Here is a 16,766-nt window from a genome sequence, read left to right as displayed (position 1 = left end):
CCTCCAAGAGTTCGACAGGAGGCCAATCCGTCATGCGCGAGCAGGTTCCACCACTTGCCCGCAATCCGCCGATGGCGTCTGCAGGCTGCCAGCACACGCCGCGCGGCGGTACGCGACGCCCTGACCGCCGCTGACTTCCATGGCCTCGAACACGTCGCCGACGACATCGCCGACCACTACGCCGCCTATCGGGAGGCGAACATGTATCTTTATCCCGACGCGATTGATGTCATCGATCATTTCCGCGGGCGCGGCATAAAACTGTGCCTCGTAACCAACGGCGCGGCGGAAGTGCAGTACGCCAAGATCGACCGGTTCGGGCTTCGGCACCGGTTCGATCACATCCAGGTCGAGGAGGAGGCCGGCTTCGGCAAGCCCGATGGGCGGGCCTATGTGGATACCCTCGCCGCGCTGCAGATCGCGCCGGAGGATGCCATGATGATCGGGGACGATCTGGTATGGGACGTCCTCGCACCTAAACGCCTCGGCATGAAAGGCATCTGGTGCAACCGCCTGCGCGCCCCACTTCCCCCCGAAGCCGGCGTTACGCCCGACCTCGAGATCACGACGCTCTCCCAATTGCCGAAGTCGATCTAGTTTCTGCCGACACCCAGGCGCGCGAACCGGTTTGGACACCTGGCGACACCAGCTTGTCCAATTCAATGACGCCAAACACGTAGACGCTCCCTGTGGGCAACCCGAGGCCAGGCCAAGGGGCACGCCCCTCCATCACAAAGATAGAGCACACCCCGTCCACCGCACGCACTTGGAGTGCATTTTACGGTCGGAAGCAAAGGCGAGCGCTCAAACACATACCTATCAACAAGTTAGTTGATGAGAATGGCGGAGAGGGAGGGACTGCCCTAATCAGCCAATACTCACAACGTTTTCAGAGGCTTATGGCGATCACTTGCTGACGTTGTGTACCACCGGGGTGTCTCTGAATCCAGCCACTTTTTGATGGTCGCTTCACGGCAGAAGGGACATTCAATGATCCCGCTTGGCGGCGATGATGCTCGGCATCGCCTTGCACTACGCTGTCAGACCGGCAGTATCGCCAAAGCCAACTATTGTGGCTGACATCGAGCAATAATTTGCGCGATCTCCGCTCCGTCCCAGCCCTTCCTCTACTTACGAGATGCGGGATCAGGAGACACCTGGTGGGTCTGCCCATCCATTTGGCATCGCCAAATTGGCAAAACGCGCCGGATTCATATGCCGAGACGGGCGGAGACGCGGCCCTTTCCGGCTCGGGGGGCACGCTTCATTCGACTTTCGCCACTCTGGGCTTGCGTGTTTCCACTGGCTTTGCCTTGGGTGAAGCCATGTGGGCAGATCTCAGCGGTATGATCGGCTGGCGCCATGCATTCGGAGACATCGTCCCCGAAATCACCCATGCCCTTTCCGGCGGGGACGCTTTTACTGCTGCCGGCACGCCGATCGCCCAGGATGTGTTCCTTCTCGAAACAGGTCAGTCAGTGGATGTCAGCGCCACGACCGATCTCAACCTCAGCTACGCAGGTCAGTTCGGGGACAGCAGCCAGTCCCACACGGTCAAGGCCAGACTGGCCGTGAGGTTCTGATTGCCTCGAGAGCGAGGCGATCGGCTCGGCCGCCTCGCACACATGCTCCCTTCTTTCCACACGGCACCACGACGAGCCGGCTGTCGCGCGGCCCGAACGCGCCCTCGATCAGTGACGAGCGACAACCGGGATGGCCCTGCACCGCCGCACCGTATGCAGCGTGCGTCACGTTGATGTGGCAGACCTTAAATGTCGGCGAACACCATGTCGGACGACGCATTGTGTTCGTGGCGAGCAATTCGGCGCAGCAGATATACCGCGTGGTGAGGTAACAGCTGTAGCTCGAGGGCCTGAAACATCGGAATTAAAGGTGCGCGATGTACAGCTTTGCCAGTGCCCTAAAGGCTGATGTGACACCCGTCGAGAGCGACTTGAGCCATTGGGCCATAAGTCGGCTATGGGGCCGTTACCGGACCGACCGGTTCTGGAATGGAATCGGAGAAAGCCGACTTTCGGAATCCAAGGCCAATCCCTTCGTTAGCATTCATCCGTCAGGGAGCGACTCTACAGACCGGGACACAAGCTGGCATCACCTATTGATTGCGGCTGCTTCGGGGACTCCGCCACCGCCCCACTCGGAGGATGGAGGCTCTGGGTGGCCAGCATCGCACCGATTGCAAGGCTCAGCGCCAATGCCGCGGCGAGAATTGGGTCGCCGACAAGTCCGGCAATGGTCACACCGATCGCTGCTGCAATGCAATTTCCTGCCAATATCGACAAGAGCTGAGCCAGGGGGCTCGAGGGCGCAGCAAACAAGAGCACTACAGAGGCACCCATGGGGGCGATCAGCATGGGCGCAAGGCTCTCTCTTCTCCCATCAGCGCGGGCGAAGGGATTCAACAAGGGGAAATGACACTGTAAAGGGTCCTGACGAATAGGGGGCGGACCTAGACGCCAGCGCCATCCTCCACAACGAAGCGAAACCCAGACTCCTTCCGGAAATTGAAAAATTGCACCTCTGCCGCGCCGTTTCTTGGAACGGCTCGCACGCTCAAGAGTTCGTTCGACACGGAGGTGTGCCATGAGCAAATTCAAAGTTGGCGATCATGTGAAATGGAACTCGGAGGCGGGATGGGTCAGTGGCACCATCACAAAGGTTCATATGAAGGACTTCAGTTATAAGGGCCACACACGGCGCGCCTCACCGGACGAGCCTCAATATGAGATCGGCAGCGACCGAACCGATCACGTGGCTGCGCACAAGGAAGATGCGCTCACAAAGGCATGAGCAAATCGCGTCCCACTATCTTCACTGTCGGCCACTCCAACCAGAGTCTTGAGACATTTATCGCCATGCTCGGTGCGACAAGGATTGATGCCATCGTGGACGTTCGCACGTTTCCTCGGTCCCGAACCAATCCCCAGTTCAATATCGACACGCTGCCGCACGCTCTTTCCCAATACCAGATTGGCTACAGCCATTGGCCCGATCTCGGCGGCCGGCGCAACAAGCAAGACGACGTACCCGCCGACACCAATGCCTTTTGGAACAATCGCAGCTTTCAAAACTACGCCGATTATGCGCTCACACCTCAGTTCCAGGCCGATCTTGACCGTCTGATCGCGTTCGCATCCCACCAGCGCCCCGCTCTCATGTGCTCGGAAGCTGTATGGTGGCGCTGCCATCGCCGCATCATTACCGACCACCTCATCGCCCGCGATATCGAGGTGCTCCACATCATGGGCGAGGGCAAGATCTCGGAAGCGAAATTGACGCCGGGCGCCAATTTGGGCAGCGATAACTGTGTCACTTATCCTCAAACAAAATCCTAGTCGTCGAGCGTGCTGGCCACAGCCCTACGCAGGGTTGGCAGCACATCGGATACAAACCAGGGATTTTTGCGCATCCATGTCACAACCCGCCAGCTCGGATGCGGGAGCGCCCAAACGGCGCTGGCCCGGTCGAACGCTTTCACAGTGTCGGTCATCGATTGTTTGCCTCCGTGCAGATAGCCCCTTTGCGCATGGCTACCCACCAGCAGTATCAGACGTATTTCAGGCAAGCTGGCAAGCAGACGGTGATGCCAAGTCGGTGCACATTGCTTCATTGGCGGGGCATCACCACTGCCGCTTTTGCTCACGCCGGGATAACAGAACCCCATAGGCACGATGGCGATCCGGGACGGATCGTAAAACACCGCGGGACTGATATCGAGCCATGAACGCAAGCGATCGCCACTCGCGTCATTCCAGGGTATGCCGCTCTCATGCACCTTTCGGCCCGGCGCCTGCCCGATGATCAGCAGTCTGGCCGCGCGATCCGCCTGGACCACCGGACGCGGCCCAAGCGGCAGCTCGTTCGCGCATAGTCGGCAGGCGCGTATTTCGCTCATCAAATGCATGAAATAAGCCAGGATAGAATGCTCAGAAAGTCTGTCACAGTGAGGCGGTCAACCTGGAAGTGATGCCGCGAGATCGCGGCGATTTTATCCAAACGCCCTGCAAGACAAACTAGCCGATCCGCTGGTCCGCCCAGATTTCTTCGGCATTGCTGCGATACTGCAGCGCGACGAGCCAGCCTTTGATCGGACGGAGCGGAGGAATACACGTGAGCGACAACAGAGGCAGTGTCGTCACCAAATGCACTCAAACGGGCGCCCGGAAGGCAACTTCGAGCCAGAGACCGAAGACGACGACCGGCACGCATCCGATCATCATGACAAAAAACGCAGGCCCGTCAGCGGGATCGGCAAAGCCGTAAACAAGCCCGCAGACCTCGCATTGTTTGCGCAAAGTGAGGAAGCCATTAAACAGATGGCCCTCTCCAAAATGGGGACACTTCCCCAAAAGGCCAGTTTTCCAACTCGGCATGTCATTGTTCATGGCGTTCACTTCTCTATGCTGATCTGGCTTTGGGCAACCGAAGCTGTTGAGCGATAACTGTCTGGCGAGATGCCAAGCGCCGTGCGTGAGGGCGGTTCGTTAATTCGATCGGGTGTTTTTGCCATCACAATTGCCCGCCCGCGCGGATCGCCAACCATCGGCGCATCTGTTCGATTTCGATCTGCTGCTCATCAATCACATGCTGGGCCAGCGCGCGCACCTCGCGATCACTGCCGTATTCAAGTACCACCTCGGCCATGTCGATGGCACCCTGATGGTGGGGGATCATGCCCTGCATGAACGCAACATCGGGATCGGGATGCTGCATTCCCTCCATCATGGGCCCATGCATGGTGTCCATCGTTGCCATGAATGCCGCCATAGCCTCGGGGTTTTCAACGAACGGCTCTCCTGTCTGCCCATGGGGATGTTCTGCATTTGGGGTGTGCGTGGCCATGTCTGTAATTTGGCTCCTCGGCCCACTGTCTGCGCCGTACAGTGTCAAGTGCAGACCCCAATAGCCCGTTACGAAAATGACGATGACGGCACCGAGCGCCACAGGAACACCGGCGACGGCGCGTCGTACGGCAGGGAGAAAATGAAGCTCGCGTGTGTGATCTGCGGCAATTGCAACGATGATCGCCATGATCAGGGCGTGTCCGACAAGATCGATCCGCCCGAAGGGATAGACGGCGGCATTGAAAATAATGAACAACGCAACCGCCGAGAGACGGCGCACCAGAGGCGTCCACAGCAGACCAAAGCCCATGGTAAACTCAGCCACGCCCGCCATCGGGATAAACACGTCTCGCGGCATGCCGAACGTGAGGAACGGTTTTTCGGCCACAAGCGGATAGAACCATTCAGGATAGGCGAACTTTTCAAGGCTCGACCACATCAATGCGATGGCTACACCCCAACGCAAGACCTCGAAGCGGTGCTTGCGCCACTCTTCATTGCGCGATGCTGCCAGGACAAGATAGGCCGCAATCGCAACGCCAAGCGCAAGATAGTCCAGCAAATGGAACAGATCGTAATCGCGTAGCGCCAACACCCAGAGAATGATGATGCCCGCTGCCGAGAACGGCATTGTGCGCTTCGAGAAGACCCCGAAAGCAATCAGCAATTGCAACCAGGAGACCCATTCCGCTGGGGTTTGAAGATCGGGCGTGAGGTAAACGCCGCCCACGGCAAAAATCGCAACAAAAAAAGCCCCAATGACGGCGCGAATAAAGTCATCAAGTCGAAACCATAGCGGATCAGAGACACGGTCAATCGCCGATAGCGTGGCTTCGCCGGCCGGGCGGGTTTCAAAGACCCTGGTGGCGACAAAAAATACAAGCACCAGTCCAATCGCGAGCCAAAACCATCCATTGGTGATGGTGTCCATTAGAGGCGCCGGAGATGCTTCGACGATATAGGGCGCGAACCATTTTACATGCGCCTGGGCAGTCGTGGACCACGCTCCCAGGGTAAGTGCGCCGCCCACAGCCATAGGCAATCGCCAGTAGGTATCGTGACGGTGACGGAAGTTTTGATCGGCGTGGGCAGATTGGGCAGTCATAATCGCCTCTAGTGTTGTCCAGGGTGATCAGGCAGAGACGCGCCGAGCGGCGCGCCAGGGTCGGGCTGAGATAGCAGTCCCGCCATCAGGCTCCGGGCAATCCGTTGAGCCTTGAATTCCAGTTGAGCGGCAATGTCGTCGGAAAAATTGTCTCTGGCCGTCTGGCTCCAAAGGTCCAACCAGCGCGCAAAGTGATCGGGCGTAAGCTGATGAGCGAACGGGGAATGCGCGCGATAGGGATTCCCCTTGTATCGGCCAGAGGTCAACACGATCGAGGACCAGAAATCGCCCAGCCGATCCAGATGGGTGTCCCAATCCTTGACATGCTCAGCGAAAATCGGTGCCAGAAGCTCGTCAGCCCGTATGCGGTCGTAGAACTGCTCCACTTGCCTGCGCAATGTCAGTTCACTCAGCGGCATCGGACACACTCCAGACTTAAACATGCTATTATGATACATGTATCAGGATTGCAAAACATGCAAGATAAATGCATGTATAGCCTGCGACATTTTGGAGAGCGTTATGCGGCTGACCCTGCACACCGACTATGCCCTCAGGGTTATGATCTTTCTGACTCAGCACCCCGATCGGCTCTGTTCAATATCGGAGATTGCGCGGGCCTATAGCATCTCGCAAAACCACCTCATGAAAGTGGCCCATGCTCTGGTCAAGGCTGAGTTCGTGGCGAGCGTGCGCGGCCGAAACGGCGGACTGCGTCTTGCGCGTCCAGCCCAGGACATCTCTGTGGGTGTCGTCGTTCGTCAAATGGAAGATGGCTTCGACTTGGTCGACTGCAGCGTCTGCGTAGTGGCACGCGGCTGCGGTCTCCGGGGACTTTTGGGTAAAGCGACAGGCGCGTTTTTGGCCGTCCTCGATAGCTGCTCACTTGCCGATCTGGATCATGGCTCGGGCTTGTTCGACTTCATGTTTCCTGGTCAACACGATCAGAACACGGAGGGCCGCAACAGAGAGATAGCAGGCATCGGGGCGTCGGATATCGCTGACTCGACCACCAAGCATGCTTAGGAGAGAACGTATGGGCGAAGACAATACCGGAACGAGACAATTGTTTGCCATCAAAGCCGCAGAGCATACGTCCGACCTTATGGATCGGCAGAGCGTTTCAAGTCGATGACCCCATCTCCCGTTCCCTACAAAACCACAATAGTCTTCGATGAGAACACGCTTCCGGCGGGTTTTCGCAAGGAGCACAAGACGAAAGCCGGCGTCTGGGGCGTGATCAGGGTGCTAGAGGGTCAGTTGCGCTATCAGGTCCTCGCACCTGCTTCAGATACCGCGCTTGAACCCGGCATCATTGGGCTGATCCTGCCTGAGCAGCCTCATCGTGTAGAGCCTATCGGACGAATGCGCATGCTGGTTGAGTTCTACAATCAACTGCCTGCCGTTTAGCATTGCCAAGAAACCCAAGATGCGACAACGCTGCTCGTTCTGAGTCTCCAGGAATAAATGGCATTCTGTCAATAGACGACTATTGCGCCATAGTACTCAGGTTGGACAGTGTCGGCTGGAGAAAATGGCGAGGCCACTTCGGTGGCGGAAGGGCCCAGCAAGTCTGCGCATTCGGCTCGCGCCAAGCTCGCCAGCACCTGGGGAGACATCCCAATGGCCGACGTGAATATGTCTGCGTTCAGTTCATCCAGGAGCGATGCTGCGCGTTCAAGATGGCGCCGCATCGGCCCATGTTTGCCCTCCCGCACTTTCACGCCGGCCGCTGCCAGCAAGATGAAGGACTTCAAGAAAGCCCAATCTTCAGAAGTGCGGCCAACGTATTGCCAGAATGGCTCCCAAGCCTCATGCGCCTCCCAATAGTAGCAATAGTTGAAAAGATCCACACCCCACAGAAACTGCTCTGGCGGGCCCGTCCTGCACCACGCAAGGGGCTCATCGGTTGCGCCGAAGCTGTGGCCATCTGGGTGCCGCACTGGATGCGGAAGTCCACTACCTGGCAGGTACGCATATTCCGGAAACCGACGATCTGGGAGACACCTCGGCTTCTCTGCTTTTGGAAACCGGAGGTCAGACAATTGACGAGTTAAATCGACCCATTATCGATTACCTCCGGCCCGAGATCGGGGACGTGTCGGCGACCCATCGCAGCTACCTACGATCGAGGACAAATTCCTACAAACACGTAGGGCAGTACAACCCCGGAACATGTCGTCATCTCAGCGTATGCTTGGTCAGCCAATCGTTCGATTGCCTTTGTAGAGAGAAGGCGCCGACGCCATCAGCCATTCAATTTCAAGTCAGTTTTGCTGGAGAGTTTGCGTATGCTGGGCCGACAGTATGGACAACAATTCGGTCGTTTGCACTCCCCTAGCCTAACGTACATCGGTACAAGGCGATCAAAAAAGCGACGTGGCACGCCAGAGCGGGCCGCAGCCCGTTGCCCAGCATGCCACTCTCGTTTTCGTCGACCGATACATCGCGGCCCACACGCTCAGGCACCCTCCTAAAGACCCGCAAGCGCCTGAGCGACGTCCGCGATGATGTCCTCGATATTCTCAATGCCGACCGAAATGCGCACAAGATCCTCCGACACGCCTGCCAATCTCAGTTCATCGGCATCGAGTTGGCGATGCGTGGTTGTGGCTGGATGGCACGCCAGGGATTTGGCATCCCCGATATTGACCAGCCGGTAGATCATCTGGAGTGCGTCGATGAATTTCCCACCGGCGTCGCGTCCGCCGACGACCCCGAAGCTGACGATCCCCGAAGCCTTGCCGCCCGCAATCTTGTCTTAAACCGGTTTGTACCGGCTGGTCTCGAGCGCTGCATAGTTCACCCAATTCACTTTGGGTGGGACTGCAAATATTGAGCGAGCTTGAGCGCATTCTCGCAATGGCGCTCCATGCGCAGACCCAGGGTCTCGAGCCCCAGCATGATCAGGAATGCGTTGTGCGGGGACAGCGCAGCGCCGGTGTTGCGCAATGGCGCGACCCGGCAGCGACCGATGTAAGCTGCGGCACCCAGCGCCTCTGTATAGACAACGCCATGGTATGACGGATCGGGTTCGTTGAGGATCTTGAAGCGCTCCTTGTGCGCCGCCCAATCGAACTTGCCCGAATCCACAATCACACCGCCAATGGCATTGCCATGGCCGCCGATATATTCGGTCAGCGAGTGCACGACGATATCGGCGCCGAACTCGAACGGACGGCAAAAAAACGGCGTTGCGACCGTATTGTCCACGATCAGGGGCACGCCGTGGCGATGGGCGATTTCGGCGAGCTTTTCGATGTCCACGACATTGCCAGCCGGGTTGCCGATCGATTCGCAAAAGACCGCCTTGGTGTTTTCATCGATCAACGCTTCGAATGCATCAAGATCATCACCTGGAGCCATACGCACTTCGATGCCCTGGCGCGGCAGGGCGTGCATGAACAGATTGTAGGTGCCGCCATAAAGCTGGCTCACCGACACGATGTTATCGCCCGCCCCCGCAATCGTCTGGATTGCATAAGTGATCGCTGCCATGCCCGAGGCTACCGCAAGAGCACCGAGATCATGAAGTCGGACGATTACACATTGGAAGCTTCTGTTGCCGGCCACATCGGGAACGAATTCGGGGGCGCTAACCACGTGAGCGTCGCCAACTCGGGACCGACAGTCTTGCTTGACTATGATGCCAGTGGCGCCCTTGGCGAGGTGGCCGGCTCACTGGATCTCGTCAGCAGCAACTCTGGCTGGTCGGGCTCTTTGAATGGCGGCGTCGCGTTCTCGAGGGACGTGACGACCTCCAGCGTCGGGGTTGGCCTACGCAAAGTCTGGTAGGTGCGGGGGCTCTATATTCCTTCCCGCCGAACATGGAGACCGGCTTTTGGCCCCATGTGCCGGGCGCTCTGCCCTAGCAGGCGTGTCCCCGCCCGCTCACCTGCCTAGGGGTCGCCTGCTAGGGCAAGCCATTGTGACCTTGTTGAGAATATACCAACTTCAGTGGAAGCCAACGACTGCCTAGATCCTCACCAGTGCCGCCGACATGCCAACGCCAGCTTCGACAGGGCGATGATACGGTCGTTCATGACTTGGCTGAGGGTTAAATGTCTCATGGTTGACGCAATGGCTTGCGGCGACGACCGCAACCGCAATGCTTTCTCTACGAGCGAGCGCATTGATTGTTCCACGGTGGAGAAGAAGCGGACTGACCAAATCCGACGTCAATCTCAACGATTTCAGTGACTTAAAACCGCTCCATGATCATCCTGTGTACCACCTTGGCGCCATGGGTGTCATGGCTAAATGTGGTCATGGCTAAATGTGGTCCGGGCAAAGTTCTTCAGAATGTGCTTTAGCGGCAACCCGCTCAACCCGAGTGGAAACGGCAAAGCGGTCTTACGAGGCCTGATTGGCAGCAGGAGTGCGTCAGATGCACTAAAGGACACTAAAGCCGGTATGAGTGAGTACGAAATATGTGGCATTTTGCGTTAAACTGAGTTCACCGGCGTCAATCATGTAAGTAACGGCGTCCTCGAACTCCGTAGCCGATACGCCCATCCTTTCAATTTGGATTTGCATATGCTTAGACTGTCCTACCAAATGACCTGGCTGCGCCTTAGGATGGTTTGTGCTGATGTAGTTCAGGATGATCTGGCGCGTTCTTGGTGCCGCAGGAGTAGCTCCCGGCGGAGGAATAGGAAGATTGTTCACGGAATTAATCCCTTTCTGCAATACGTCGCCTATCTTGTACAAGTAGAACTAACTTAGACGCAGTACATGAAATATTGGCGAAACGTTTCTTATGCTGCCATTCAAGTGGGTGCAACTCGAGACATCTGCGTCCGAATAGCTGCATCGACCTGCTGAAGATTCAGGCTTCTGTTGTTGCGTCCGTTGATTGGATAACCGACAGCACCGTCAGAACGTTCTTTCGCCCATCGCGGGCCTGCCATGTGATGGATTGTCCTGGACGAAGACCGATAAGGGCTGCTCCCACTGGCGTAAGGACGGAAACCTTGCTTTCGGAAATGTCGGCGTCGATGGGATAAACAAGCGTAACGTTCTTCAGGTCATCCTCGTCGGTGCGATACTGTACACGGGAACCCATGCGAACAACGTTCGGGTTCAGGCTGGCATCGGCGACGACCCGGGCACGCTCCATCTCATCCAGCAGGGTGTCAGCTGCGGTGGAAGTTCCAGCAGCAGCCATCGCCAGAAGCTGGCGGTGCTCGGACTGTGCGACGACGATTTGCGGTCGCAGGTGGTGATTGCGCATTTTTCCTCCGCGCGAAAGCAGCGTTCGGCCTAGGGACCGATGAGCTAGATGGAAGTATGAAGAAGTACCCATCCCTAAACCGAGCCAAAGGCAACGGTTTAGGGCAACTATCCCTCGATCGGAATGATCCGGCGCGCAACTGCGGCGAAAATGGAGAGGATTGGGTTCATGTCAACAAGGTAGATCGCAAAAAACTAAAGTCAAGCATGGAAGGTCAGCGGTCATATCGTCTACGGATCGCCAGAACAGGGCTCGTCTGCGACGATCGCAGCAATGGACCTGGCTTGCATGAGAGCATACCTGCATTTGCACCATCGTCGCCCTTCCTCTCTATGGTAGGTCCGATTTGAGGCTGAAGGCGATCCTGTCTCATGGCGTCAAGAACCTGGAGCGCGGGAGAAGACCGCGATTTGGGTCAAGAACAATCCTAACGTGTCGATCCGCCCTGCGGCCTACGCAATACCCTTTACCGCCGCTGCACGACGATCGAGGCGCACAGCCTGTATCCCCTCTTGCTGATTGCGACGGGGGGAAGGCGGCTGTAATGACGCCTTCTTCAACTTTGGGCCAGTTTCTGCAAGTCGGCTGTCGGGTCTGATGCCACGATTAGGGCAGCCACCGTATCGAGCTCGTGCCTCTTCACTCCAATATCAGCCAACTGGTTATCGTTAAGAGTTTCCAGTGTCGTGCGTGCGCGGCTTTGGAGCCACCTCAATAAGCGGCGCTGTAGCTCTCGCCACATGCGTTCTGGAAAAACTGCGATAACGGTCCTGCTTAGCGCAACTCCAGGCGTATCCTTGGCTGTATCTCGTCCATCGCACGTCACACGTTCGACCGTAATCTTGCGCATCTGGCCGCTTTCGTCAGGGTAAACGACCGTCTGCGACGGTTTAAGGCCCAGGAGGGCGAGCCCAATCGGCTCGAGGCAGGAAACGGTTTCGCTGCTCTCGCCCGCCTGCCAAATCAGCTGCTGCTCTCTCGCAGCTTCAGCATCTAGACGATAGCGAACGCGCTTGCCCACCGAAACGGTGCTGCACGGCAGCTCACTGGGCAGTATGACGATAGCCGAGGCCAGTTTTCGGCGGGCAAGATTGGCAGTCGCGTGCCGCGAACCCGTCAGCGTGCTCATCAGCACTTCAAGCCGGACGTAATCGCAGGTCGAAAGGGTGGTAATCATGCTTTGAACTTGGAGCATGCAATACCTCTTAAGATGAAGGCGGGAATTTCTCTTTGACCGAGATCGGCAAGTGACAGGGCGTCATCTCAGGCTTGAGCTTAGCGCGTTCGCCACCTGGACTACCTCAACTTGATCTGCTGCACTGTCCGGCCCTATCCATGAAAGGACCTGCCCGGGCCGCAGCCCAAGAAGCGCGGCCCCGTGCATCGATGTTGCGGCCAGCCTCAAGCTGGCTTCGCGCCGAGGGCCTTCCGCCAAAACAATTTTCACCGTGCGTGCAATTCCGTTTTTTGCCTTGTATCGAACGATGCTGTTCAGACGCACGACATCCGCAGGCAATGCGGCGTCTTCGACCAAGGTGGCCCGATCCAGCTCATAAAGCAGGAAGTCGACTTCATCTGCTTGATGTGTAACGTCCGTCAGCGCTGCGGTGGTTAGGAGTCTTTGCTCGCCTGCTCCTATGAGGATTTCGGGAGACTGCAGCCAATCGGCCAAGGCTATGGTCGTCATCGCACCACCCTTAAGGTCTCAGAGTTTGATCTGGTTCTACTGGCTCGGTCGAAAACACTGAACAGATGATCTGGTGCTGCCTTAGGGCCGTTGTAGTCCCTGTGGCACCATGGGCATCGACGAGCAGAAATAGGGCGCGGCCCTGAGCAGGACCGGCAGAAATGAAATACCTTCACTGCACTCTCCTACAAGCGAGACGACTTGGCGAAGGCTTCCAGAAGCTGCTGACGGTCGTCGACAGACAAGAATCTGATCGTCATCGTTTCGGTCTTGATGGGAGTCTGCTGCGGCAGGCTGTAGTTCAAGGCAGGAAGGTGGGCTTCTGCCCAGGCGCGGAACCGACGCAGCTTGTTGCCGCCGTTGACGGGAAGGGTAACGGAATACTTGAAGGTCATCGTTTGCCTCATCGAGACAGACGCCGTCGACACATGCTGAACAGGTGACTTGAACGTCGAGAACTTGGGGATGAGTTAGAGCACCCTGGTGCCGCTCTTACCTTTGGCAGGTAGCAGCACCAGGCAATCAGCCTGCCGGACGATGACCGGTATTTTTAGGGCGATTGGTGAAGATGTTCGGGCTCATGAGCGCGATCATGGCCATATTTTCTGCTTTGTCAAATCAGCAGACGCACCCTCCACAATGGCAATTTCTGTTCTCTGCGTTCGAAGCCCTAACTCCGACAGCGGAGTTCCCCATGCGCACATCTTCTCCTCAAAGGCGAGCTACTTGATGCTCAAGGTCATGTCTGGTTTCTCGTGCGGCAAAGATCGAGCTTTAGGCCCGATGAATGCAGAAGCAGATTCTCCCTGAACTTGACGCCTGCAATTTTTATCCCGCCCAATTAAGTCAAAACCCTGCGGAATACTGTATCGGGGCTGACGATTGACTTCTGCGCCGCAAGGCCTATCTTCGGGAGTATGAACACGATCCTCGACATGATCGCGACAGTTTTGCGGACACGCACTGCAGCCAGAACGCTGCCCTAAGTCTGGCGGGCGCCACCCCGGACTTAGGGTATGACGGCTGATTGAGCCAAGGCGCTTCACTTCCGCCCCGCAATGCTGTTGTCCCCCACTCTCCAGAGTTGGGGGTTGAGGCTATCATGACCACACTTTCGCTCGAAGATTTCAACCTGTCGCCCTCCATCATCCTAGGAATCGAGGAGCGCCGAACACTGCTGGTGCTCGCGCTGACCGACCTTGATCATCGCGCCGAAGAGGCCGACTTCCTGCACCATGAGCTCGACCGAGCCGAGCTCGTCCCCGATGACAAGATCCCGGCTGACGTCGTCCGCATCGGCTCGATGGTTCAATATCGCAATACTGGTGGCATAGAGCGCATCGTGAAGGTGGTGCTGCCAGCCGATGCCAATGATGCGCTCAATCGGGTGTCGGTGCTTAGCGCCTTGGGCGCAGCGCTGATCGGGTTGCGGCAGGGCCAATCCATTACCTGGCTCGACCATACGGGCCGCAAACGGCTGCTGACGGTTCAACGGGTCTTCCCAACAGCGTCCGACCCCGGTTCGCCCGCCGCATAGGCTTCGAGCCCGCAGCCAGTTCCACATGCCATCAGATCAATATGTCTCTCAGGCAATTTGACCTGGGAGCGCTGGAGTTCGCCATGACTGCCCTGAGATATTGCCGCTCCTGTTCAGGACCTCGCCCACGCTCGGCTATCCGATGCCCGTGGTGCCTCAGAAACTATCAAAGCCCTGGTTCACGGCCCGAGCATCTGTTTGCAACCTTCGAAGGCGAGAGGGGCGGCCTAAACCGACCTGCGGCGACCATCAGCCGCAACGATCAAGGCTGCCCCTAGAGGACTGTTCTTGAGGGTGCAGGGTCGGCGGCAATCGCGACGACGCTGGTCAACGGCATGCCGCAGTCTGGACCAGGAAAGGACAGCAGGTCTCTTGTTGTCCTCAACTGGTGAAAAATGGCTGGGTGCCGTGCGCTTCGATTGCAGTCGCAAGACGTTCAAGCGCGTGCACATAGGCAGCGCTTCGCATGCTGATCTGGCGGTGTTTAGACAAGTCCCAGACAGCCCGCCCCTCGCGTTCAATGATTTTCAGAAGACGAGCGTGGATCTCCTCGACCTCCCAGTAATATCCCTGTCGGTTCTGAACCCATTCCAGATAGGATACCGTGACACCGCCGGCGTTGGCGAGAATGTCAGGAAGAACGACCACGCCCTTGCCCTCGAGTACGACGTCCGCGGCCGGTTTCACCGGACCGTTGGCCAGTTCCAGCACAACGCGGGCCCTCACCCCGGCTGCGTTTTCTTCATGGATCATGTCCTCGAGCGCTGCCGGCACAAGCAGGTCGCAACTGGTGGCAACGAGTTCATCCGGCGCAATCACCTCGGCCCCGAGCTCGGCGGCAAGCGACACCAGCGTCCTGCCCTTCTTCTTGGCGGCAATCATGACATCAGCGTCGAGCCCATCGCTTGACCGAATGGCTCCACTCGAGTCGGATGCCGCAACGATCCTGTGGCCATCGGCGGCGGCGAGGCTGGCGAAGAACTGGCCGGCATTGCCGAAACCCTGGATGACGATGTCCATAGAGACCGGTAGCGCCAGTTCACCCGCCAAGTGTCGCACAAGATAATAGCCGCCGCGCGCTGTCGCATCATTGCGTCCCAGCGATCCACCAAGAGCGATAGGCTTGCCCGTGATGACGGCCGGTACGACCTCGCCCACGATCTGGTTGTACTCGTCGGCCATCCAGCCCATGATCATGGAATTGGTGTAGACATCGGGCGCCGGGATGTCGCGGTCCGGACCAATCACCCGCGCAAAGGCCTGGACATAGGCCCGGCTCAACCGCTCCAGTTCCGTGCGCGACAGCTTGCGCGGATCAACTTGAACTGCGCCCTTGCCGCCGCCATAAGGCAGGTTCATCACGGCGCATTTGAACGTCATCCAGAAAGCCAGCGTTTCCACTTCAGCTTCATTGGAATCGGGATGGAAGCGTATGCCGCCCTTGGTCGGCCCTCGTGTGTCGTCGTAGCGGCAGCGCCAGGCGAGGAATGACTTGCGCGCTCCATCATCCATGCGGATCATCAACCTCACTTTCGTCGTCTCGCGGGGATATTTCAGTTTCTCGATAACATCCTGATCGATGGTGAGGTGACGCGCGGCCTCTTCGAGCCGAAGAAGCGCGCGATCGAGCAGTGTTTCAGTCATTCTAATTTTCCAAGTGATCTGAGACGCCCTGCTGGCAGAGCGCGGTCTGAGTGCCACGGACCCACCGATCGGGTCAATGTCCACCAGGGAACGCCCAGTCGTAAGCGGCTTCCCGCCCCAGGGGCTCGGCCCGTTCATTCCCGCCCTCACGCTCCAGCTCTGGGAAATTCTTCCAGGCCGAAAATCGGCTCAAGACCACGACGGCTTGAGCCATGCCGGCGGTAGCCGGAGTTCCGACCGCTCTGTGCTCCCATCATCCCAAGAGGAGCCTGCGTTCTGCAGTCGCTGCTGAGTACAGGTGCCAACGGCACCTTCGTCGCCGACCAGCGCAACGCCGTGCTCATCGGCGGCACCGGAACCGGCAAGTCGCATCTGGCAATCGCTCTTGCCCGGGCCCTGATCCGCAACGGAACGCGCGGCCGCTTCTTCAACGTCGTAGATCTCGTCAACCGCCTCGAGACCGAGCATCGCGGTGGCAAGCAAGGCCGTATCGCCGACTACCTGACCCGGCTCGACTTCGTCGTGCTCGATGAACTCGGCTATCTGCCCTTCGCGCAGGCCGGCGGCCAGCTTCTCTTCCACCTGATCAGCAGGCTCTACGAACGGACCTCGATCATCGTCACTACGAACCTGGCATTCGGAGAATGGCCCGCCGTCTTCGGCGACGCAAAGATGACTACAGCCCTGCTCGACCG

19 protein-coding genes and 3 pseudogenes are annotated in these 16,766 nt (G+C 57.9%); 9 read left to right on the top strand and 13 right to left on the bottom strand.

Going from position 1 to position 16,766, the window contains the following annotated elements; translation table 11 throughout:
- Positions 1–54 precede the first annotated feature (54 nt).
- Both EMQ25_RS14035 and EMQ25_RS14030 read left to right on the top strand, forming a co-directional pair.
- Entirely contained in the window at positions 55–597 is a 543-nt protein-coding gene (locus tag EMQ25_RS14035; protein WP_158626086.1) for an HAD family hydrolase, read from the top strand.
- A 563-nt stretch (positions 598–1,160) separates the two neighbouring features.
- Positions 1,161–1,583: an autotransporter outer membrane beta-barrel domain-containing protein gene (locus EMQ25_RS14030; protein WP_158626085.1), complete on the top strand. Its 423-nt coding sequence runs from the start codon at positions 1,161–1,163 to the stop codon at positions 1,581–1,583.
- 561 nt (positions 1,584–2,144) lie between these two features.
- Here the strand turns inward: EMQ25_RS14030 and EMQ25_RS18415 are convergent.
- Positions 2,145–2,378, bottom strand: a pseudogene (locus EMQ25_RS18415) (HPP family protein); the annotation flags it as partial.
- A 226-nt stretch (positions 2,379–2,604) separates the two neighbouring features.
- Between EMQ25_RS18415 and EMQ25_RS14020 the strand changes: the two are divergent.
- Positions 2,605–2,811, top strand: coding sequence for a hypervirulence associated TUDOR domain-containing protein (locus EMQ25_RS14020; RefSeq protein WP_127189231.1), 207 nt, complete (start codon positions 2,605–2,607; stop codon positions 2,809–2,811).
- Positions 2,808–3,356 carry a DUF488 domain-containing protein gene (locus EMQ25_RS14015; protein WP_127189230.1) on the top strand — a complete coding sequence of 183 codons (549 nt, stop codon included), beginning with the start codon at positions 2,808–2,810 and terminating at the stop codon, positions 3,354–3,356. The genes EMQ25_RS14020 and EMQ25_RS14015 overlap by 4 nt, the downstream gene beginning before the upstream one ends.
- Here the strand turns inward: EMQ25_RS14015 and EMQ25_RS14010 are convergent.
- From EMQ25_RS14010 to EMQ25_RS13995, 4 genes and pseudogenes are all read right to left on the bottom strand, one after another.
- A complete protein-coding gene (locus tag EMQ25_RS14010) occupies positions 3,353–3,916 on the bottom strand; it encodes a uracil-DNA glycosylase family protein (protein WP_244606597.1) in 564 nt (187 codons plus the stop codon). The genes EMQ25_RS14015 and EMQ25_RS14010 overlap by 4 nt on opposite strands.
- A gap of 118 nt (positions 3,917–4,034) precedes the next feature.
- Positions 4,035–4,406 (bottom strand): annotated as a pseudogene (locus tag EMQ25_RS14005) (DUF983 domain-containing protein).
- 124 nt (positions 4,407–4,530) lie between these two features.
- Complete coding sequence (gene copM, locus EMQ25_RS14000) at positions 4,531–5,970, bottom strand: CopM family metallochaperone (protein ID WP_244606596.1); 1,440 nt, start codon at positions 5,968–5,970, stop codon at positions 4,531–4,533.
- Between the two features lie 8 nt (positions 5,971–5,978).
- Positions 5,979–6,389: a group III truncated hemoglobin gene (locus EMQ25_RS13995; protein ID WP_192895675.1), complete on the bottom strand. Its 411-nt coding sequence runs from the start codon at positions 6,387–6,389 to the stop codon at positions 5,979–5,981.
- 103 nt (positions 6,390–6,492) lie between these two features.
- Between EMQ25_RS13995 and EMQ25_RS13990 the strand changes: the two genes are divergently transcribed.
- Positions 6,493–6,996, top strand: coding sequence for an RrF2 family transcriptional regulator (locus EMQ25_RS13990; RefSeq protein ID WP_127189228.1), 504 nt, complete (start codon positions 6,493–6,495; stop codon positions 6,994–6,996).
- A 105-nt stretch (positions 6,997–7,101) separates the two neighbouring features.
- Entirely contained in the window at positions 7,102–7,380 is a 279-nt protein-coding gene (locus EMQ25_RS13985; protein ID WP_127189227.1) for a TehB family protein, read from the top strand.
- Between the two features lie 68 nt (positions 7,381–7,448).
- On the opposite strand, the gene EMQ25_RS13980 is transcribed toward EMQ25_RS13985, so the two are convergent.
- From EMQ25_RS13980 to EMQ25_RS18410, 3 genes are all read right to left on the bottom strand, one after another.
- Positions 7,449–7,823, bottom strand: a complete 375-nt coding sequence (locus EMQ25_RS13980; RefSeq protein ID WP_158626084.1) for a DUF309 domain-containing protein — start codon at positions 7,821–7,823, stop codon at positions 7,449–7,451.
- A 620-nt stretch (positions 7,824–8,443) separates the two neighbouring features.
- On the bottom strand, positions 8,444–8,653 hold the full coding sequence (locus EMQ25_RS18510; protein ID WP_280177645.1) for a PLP-dependent transferase: 210 nt from the start codon (positions 8,651–8,653) through the stop codon (positions 8,444–8,446).
- Positions 8,654–8,781: 128 nt separating this feature from the next.
- Positions 8,782–9,543: an aminotransferase class I/II-fold pyridoxal phosphate-dependent enzyme gene (locus EMQ25_RS18410; RefSeq protein WP_280177644.1), complete on the bottom strand. Its 762-nt coding sequence runs from the start codon at positions 9,541–9,543 to the stop codon at positions 8,782–8,784.
- On the opposite strand from EMQ25_RS18410, the gene EMQ25_RS13970 reads away from it, so the two are divergent.
- Entirely contained in the window at positions 9,499–9,765 is a 267-nt protein-coding gene (locus EMQ25_RS13970; protein ID WP_127189225.1) for a hypothetical protein, read from the top strand. The genes EMQ25_RS18410 and EMQ25_RS13970 overlap by 45 nt on opposite strands.
- Positions 9,766–10,798: 1,033 nt before the next feature.
- On the opposite strand, the gene rnk is transcribed toward EMQ25_RS13970, so the two are convergent.
- The 4 genes from rnk to EMQ25_RS13950 all read right to left on the bottom strand — a co-directional run bounded on the left by rnk (position 10,799) and on the right by EMQ25_RS13950 (position 13,285).
- A complete protein-coding gene (gene rnk, locus EMQ25_RS13965; protein WP_127189224.1) occupies positions 10,799–11,203 on the bottom strand; it encodes a nucleoside diphosphate kinase regulator in 405 nt (134 codons plus the stop codon).
- 556 nt (positions 11,204–11,759) lie between these two features.
- Positions 11,760–12,398 carry a GreA/GreB family elongation factor gene (locus EMQ25_RS13960; RefSeq protein WP_127189223.1) on the bottom strand — a complete coding sequence of 213 codons (639 nt, stop codon included), beginning with the start codon at positions 12,396–12,398 and terminating at the stop codon, positions 11,760–11,762.
- 63 nt (positions 12,399–12,461) lie between these two features.
- Positions 12,462–12,890 carry a GreA/GreB family elongation factor gene (locus EMQ25_RS13955; protein ID WP_127189222.1) on the bottom strand — a complete coding sequence of 143 codons (429 nt, stop codon included), beginning with the start codon at positions 12,888–12,890 and terminating at the stop codon, positions 12,462–12,464.
- A gap of 185 nt (positions 12,891–13,075) precedes the next feature.
- Positions 13,076–13,285 (bottom strand): hypothetical protein, encoded by a 210-nt coding sequence (locus EMQ25_RS13950; protein ID WP_127189221.1) that lies wholly within the window; start codon positions 13,283–13,285, stop codon positions 13,076–13,078.
- A 707-nt stretch (positions 13,286–13,992) separates the two neighbouring features.
- Between EMQ25_RS13950 and EMQ25_RS13945 the strand changes: the two genes are divergently transcribed.
- Positions 13,993–14,427: a GreA/GreB family elongation factor gene (locus EMQ25_RS13945; protein WP_127189220.1), complete on the top strand. Its 435-nt coding sequence runs from the start codon at positions 13,993–13,995 to the stop codon at positions 14,425–14,427.
- A gap of 381 nt (positions 14,428–14,808) precedes the next feature.
- Here the strand turns inward: EMQ25_RS13945 and EMQ25_RS13940 are convergent, their stop codons facing one another.
- Complete coding sequence (locus EMQ25_RS13940; protein ID WP_127189219.1) at positions 14,809–16,071, bottom strand: Glu/Leu/Phe/Val family dehydrogenase; 1,263 nt, start codon at positions 16,069–16,071, stop codon at positions 14,809–14,811.
- Positions 16,072–16,371: 300 nt separating this feature from the next.
- On the opposite strand from EMQ25_RS13940, the pseudogene EMQ25_RS13935 reads away from it, so the two are divergent.
- Positions 16,372–16,766 (top strand): annotated as a pseudogene (locus EMQ25_RS13935) (ATP-binding protein); the annotation flags it as partial.

It is taken from the genome of Arsenicitalea aurantiaca, from assembly GCF_003994485.1.
GTDB lineage: Bacteria > Pseudomonadota > Alphaproteobacteria > Rhizobiales > Devosiaceae > Arsenicitalea > Arsenicitalea aurantiaca.
This window is presented reverse-complemented; position numbering and strand designations above follow the sequence as displayed.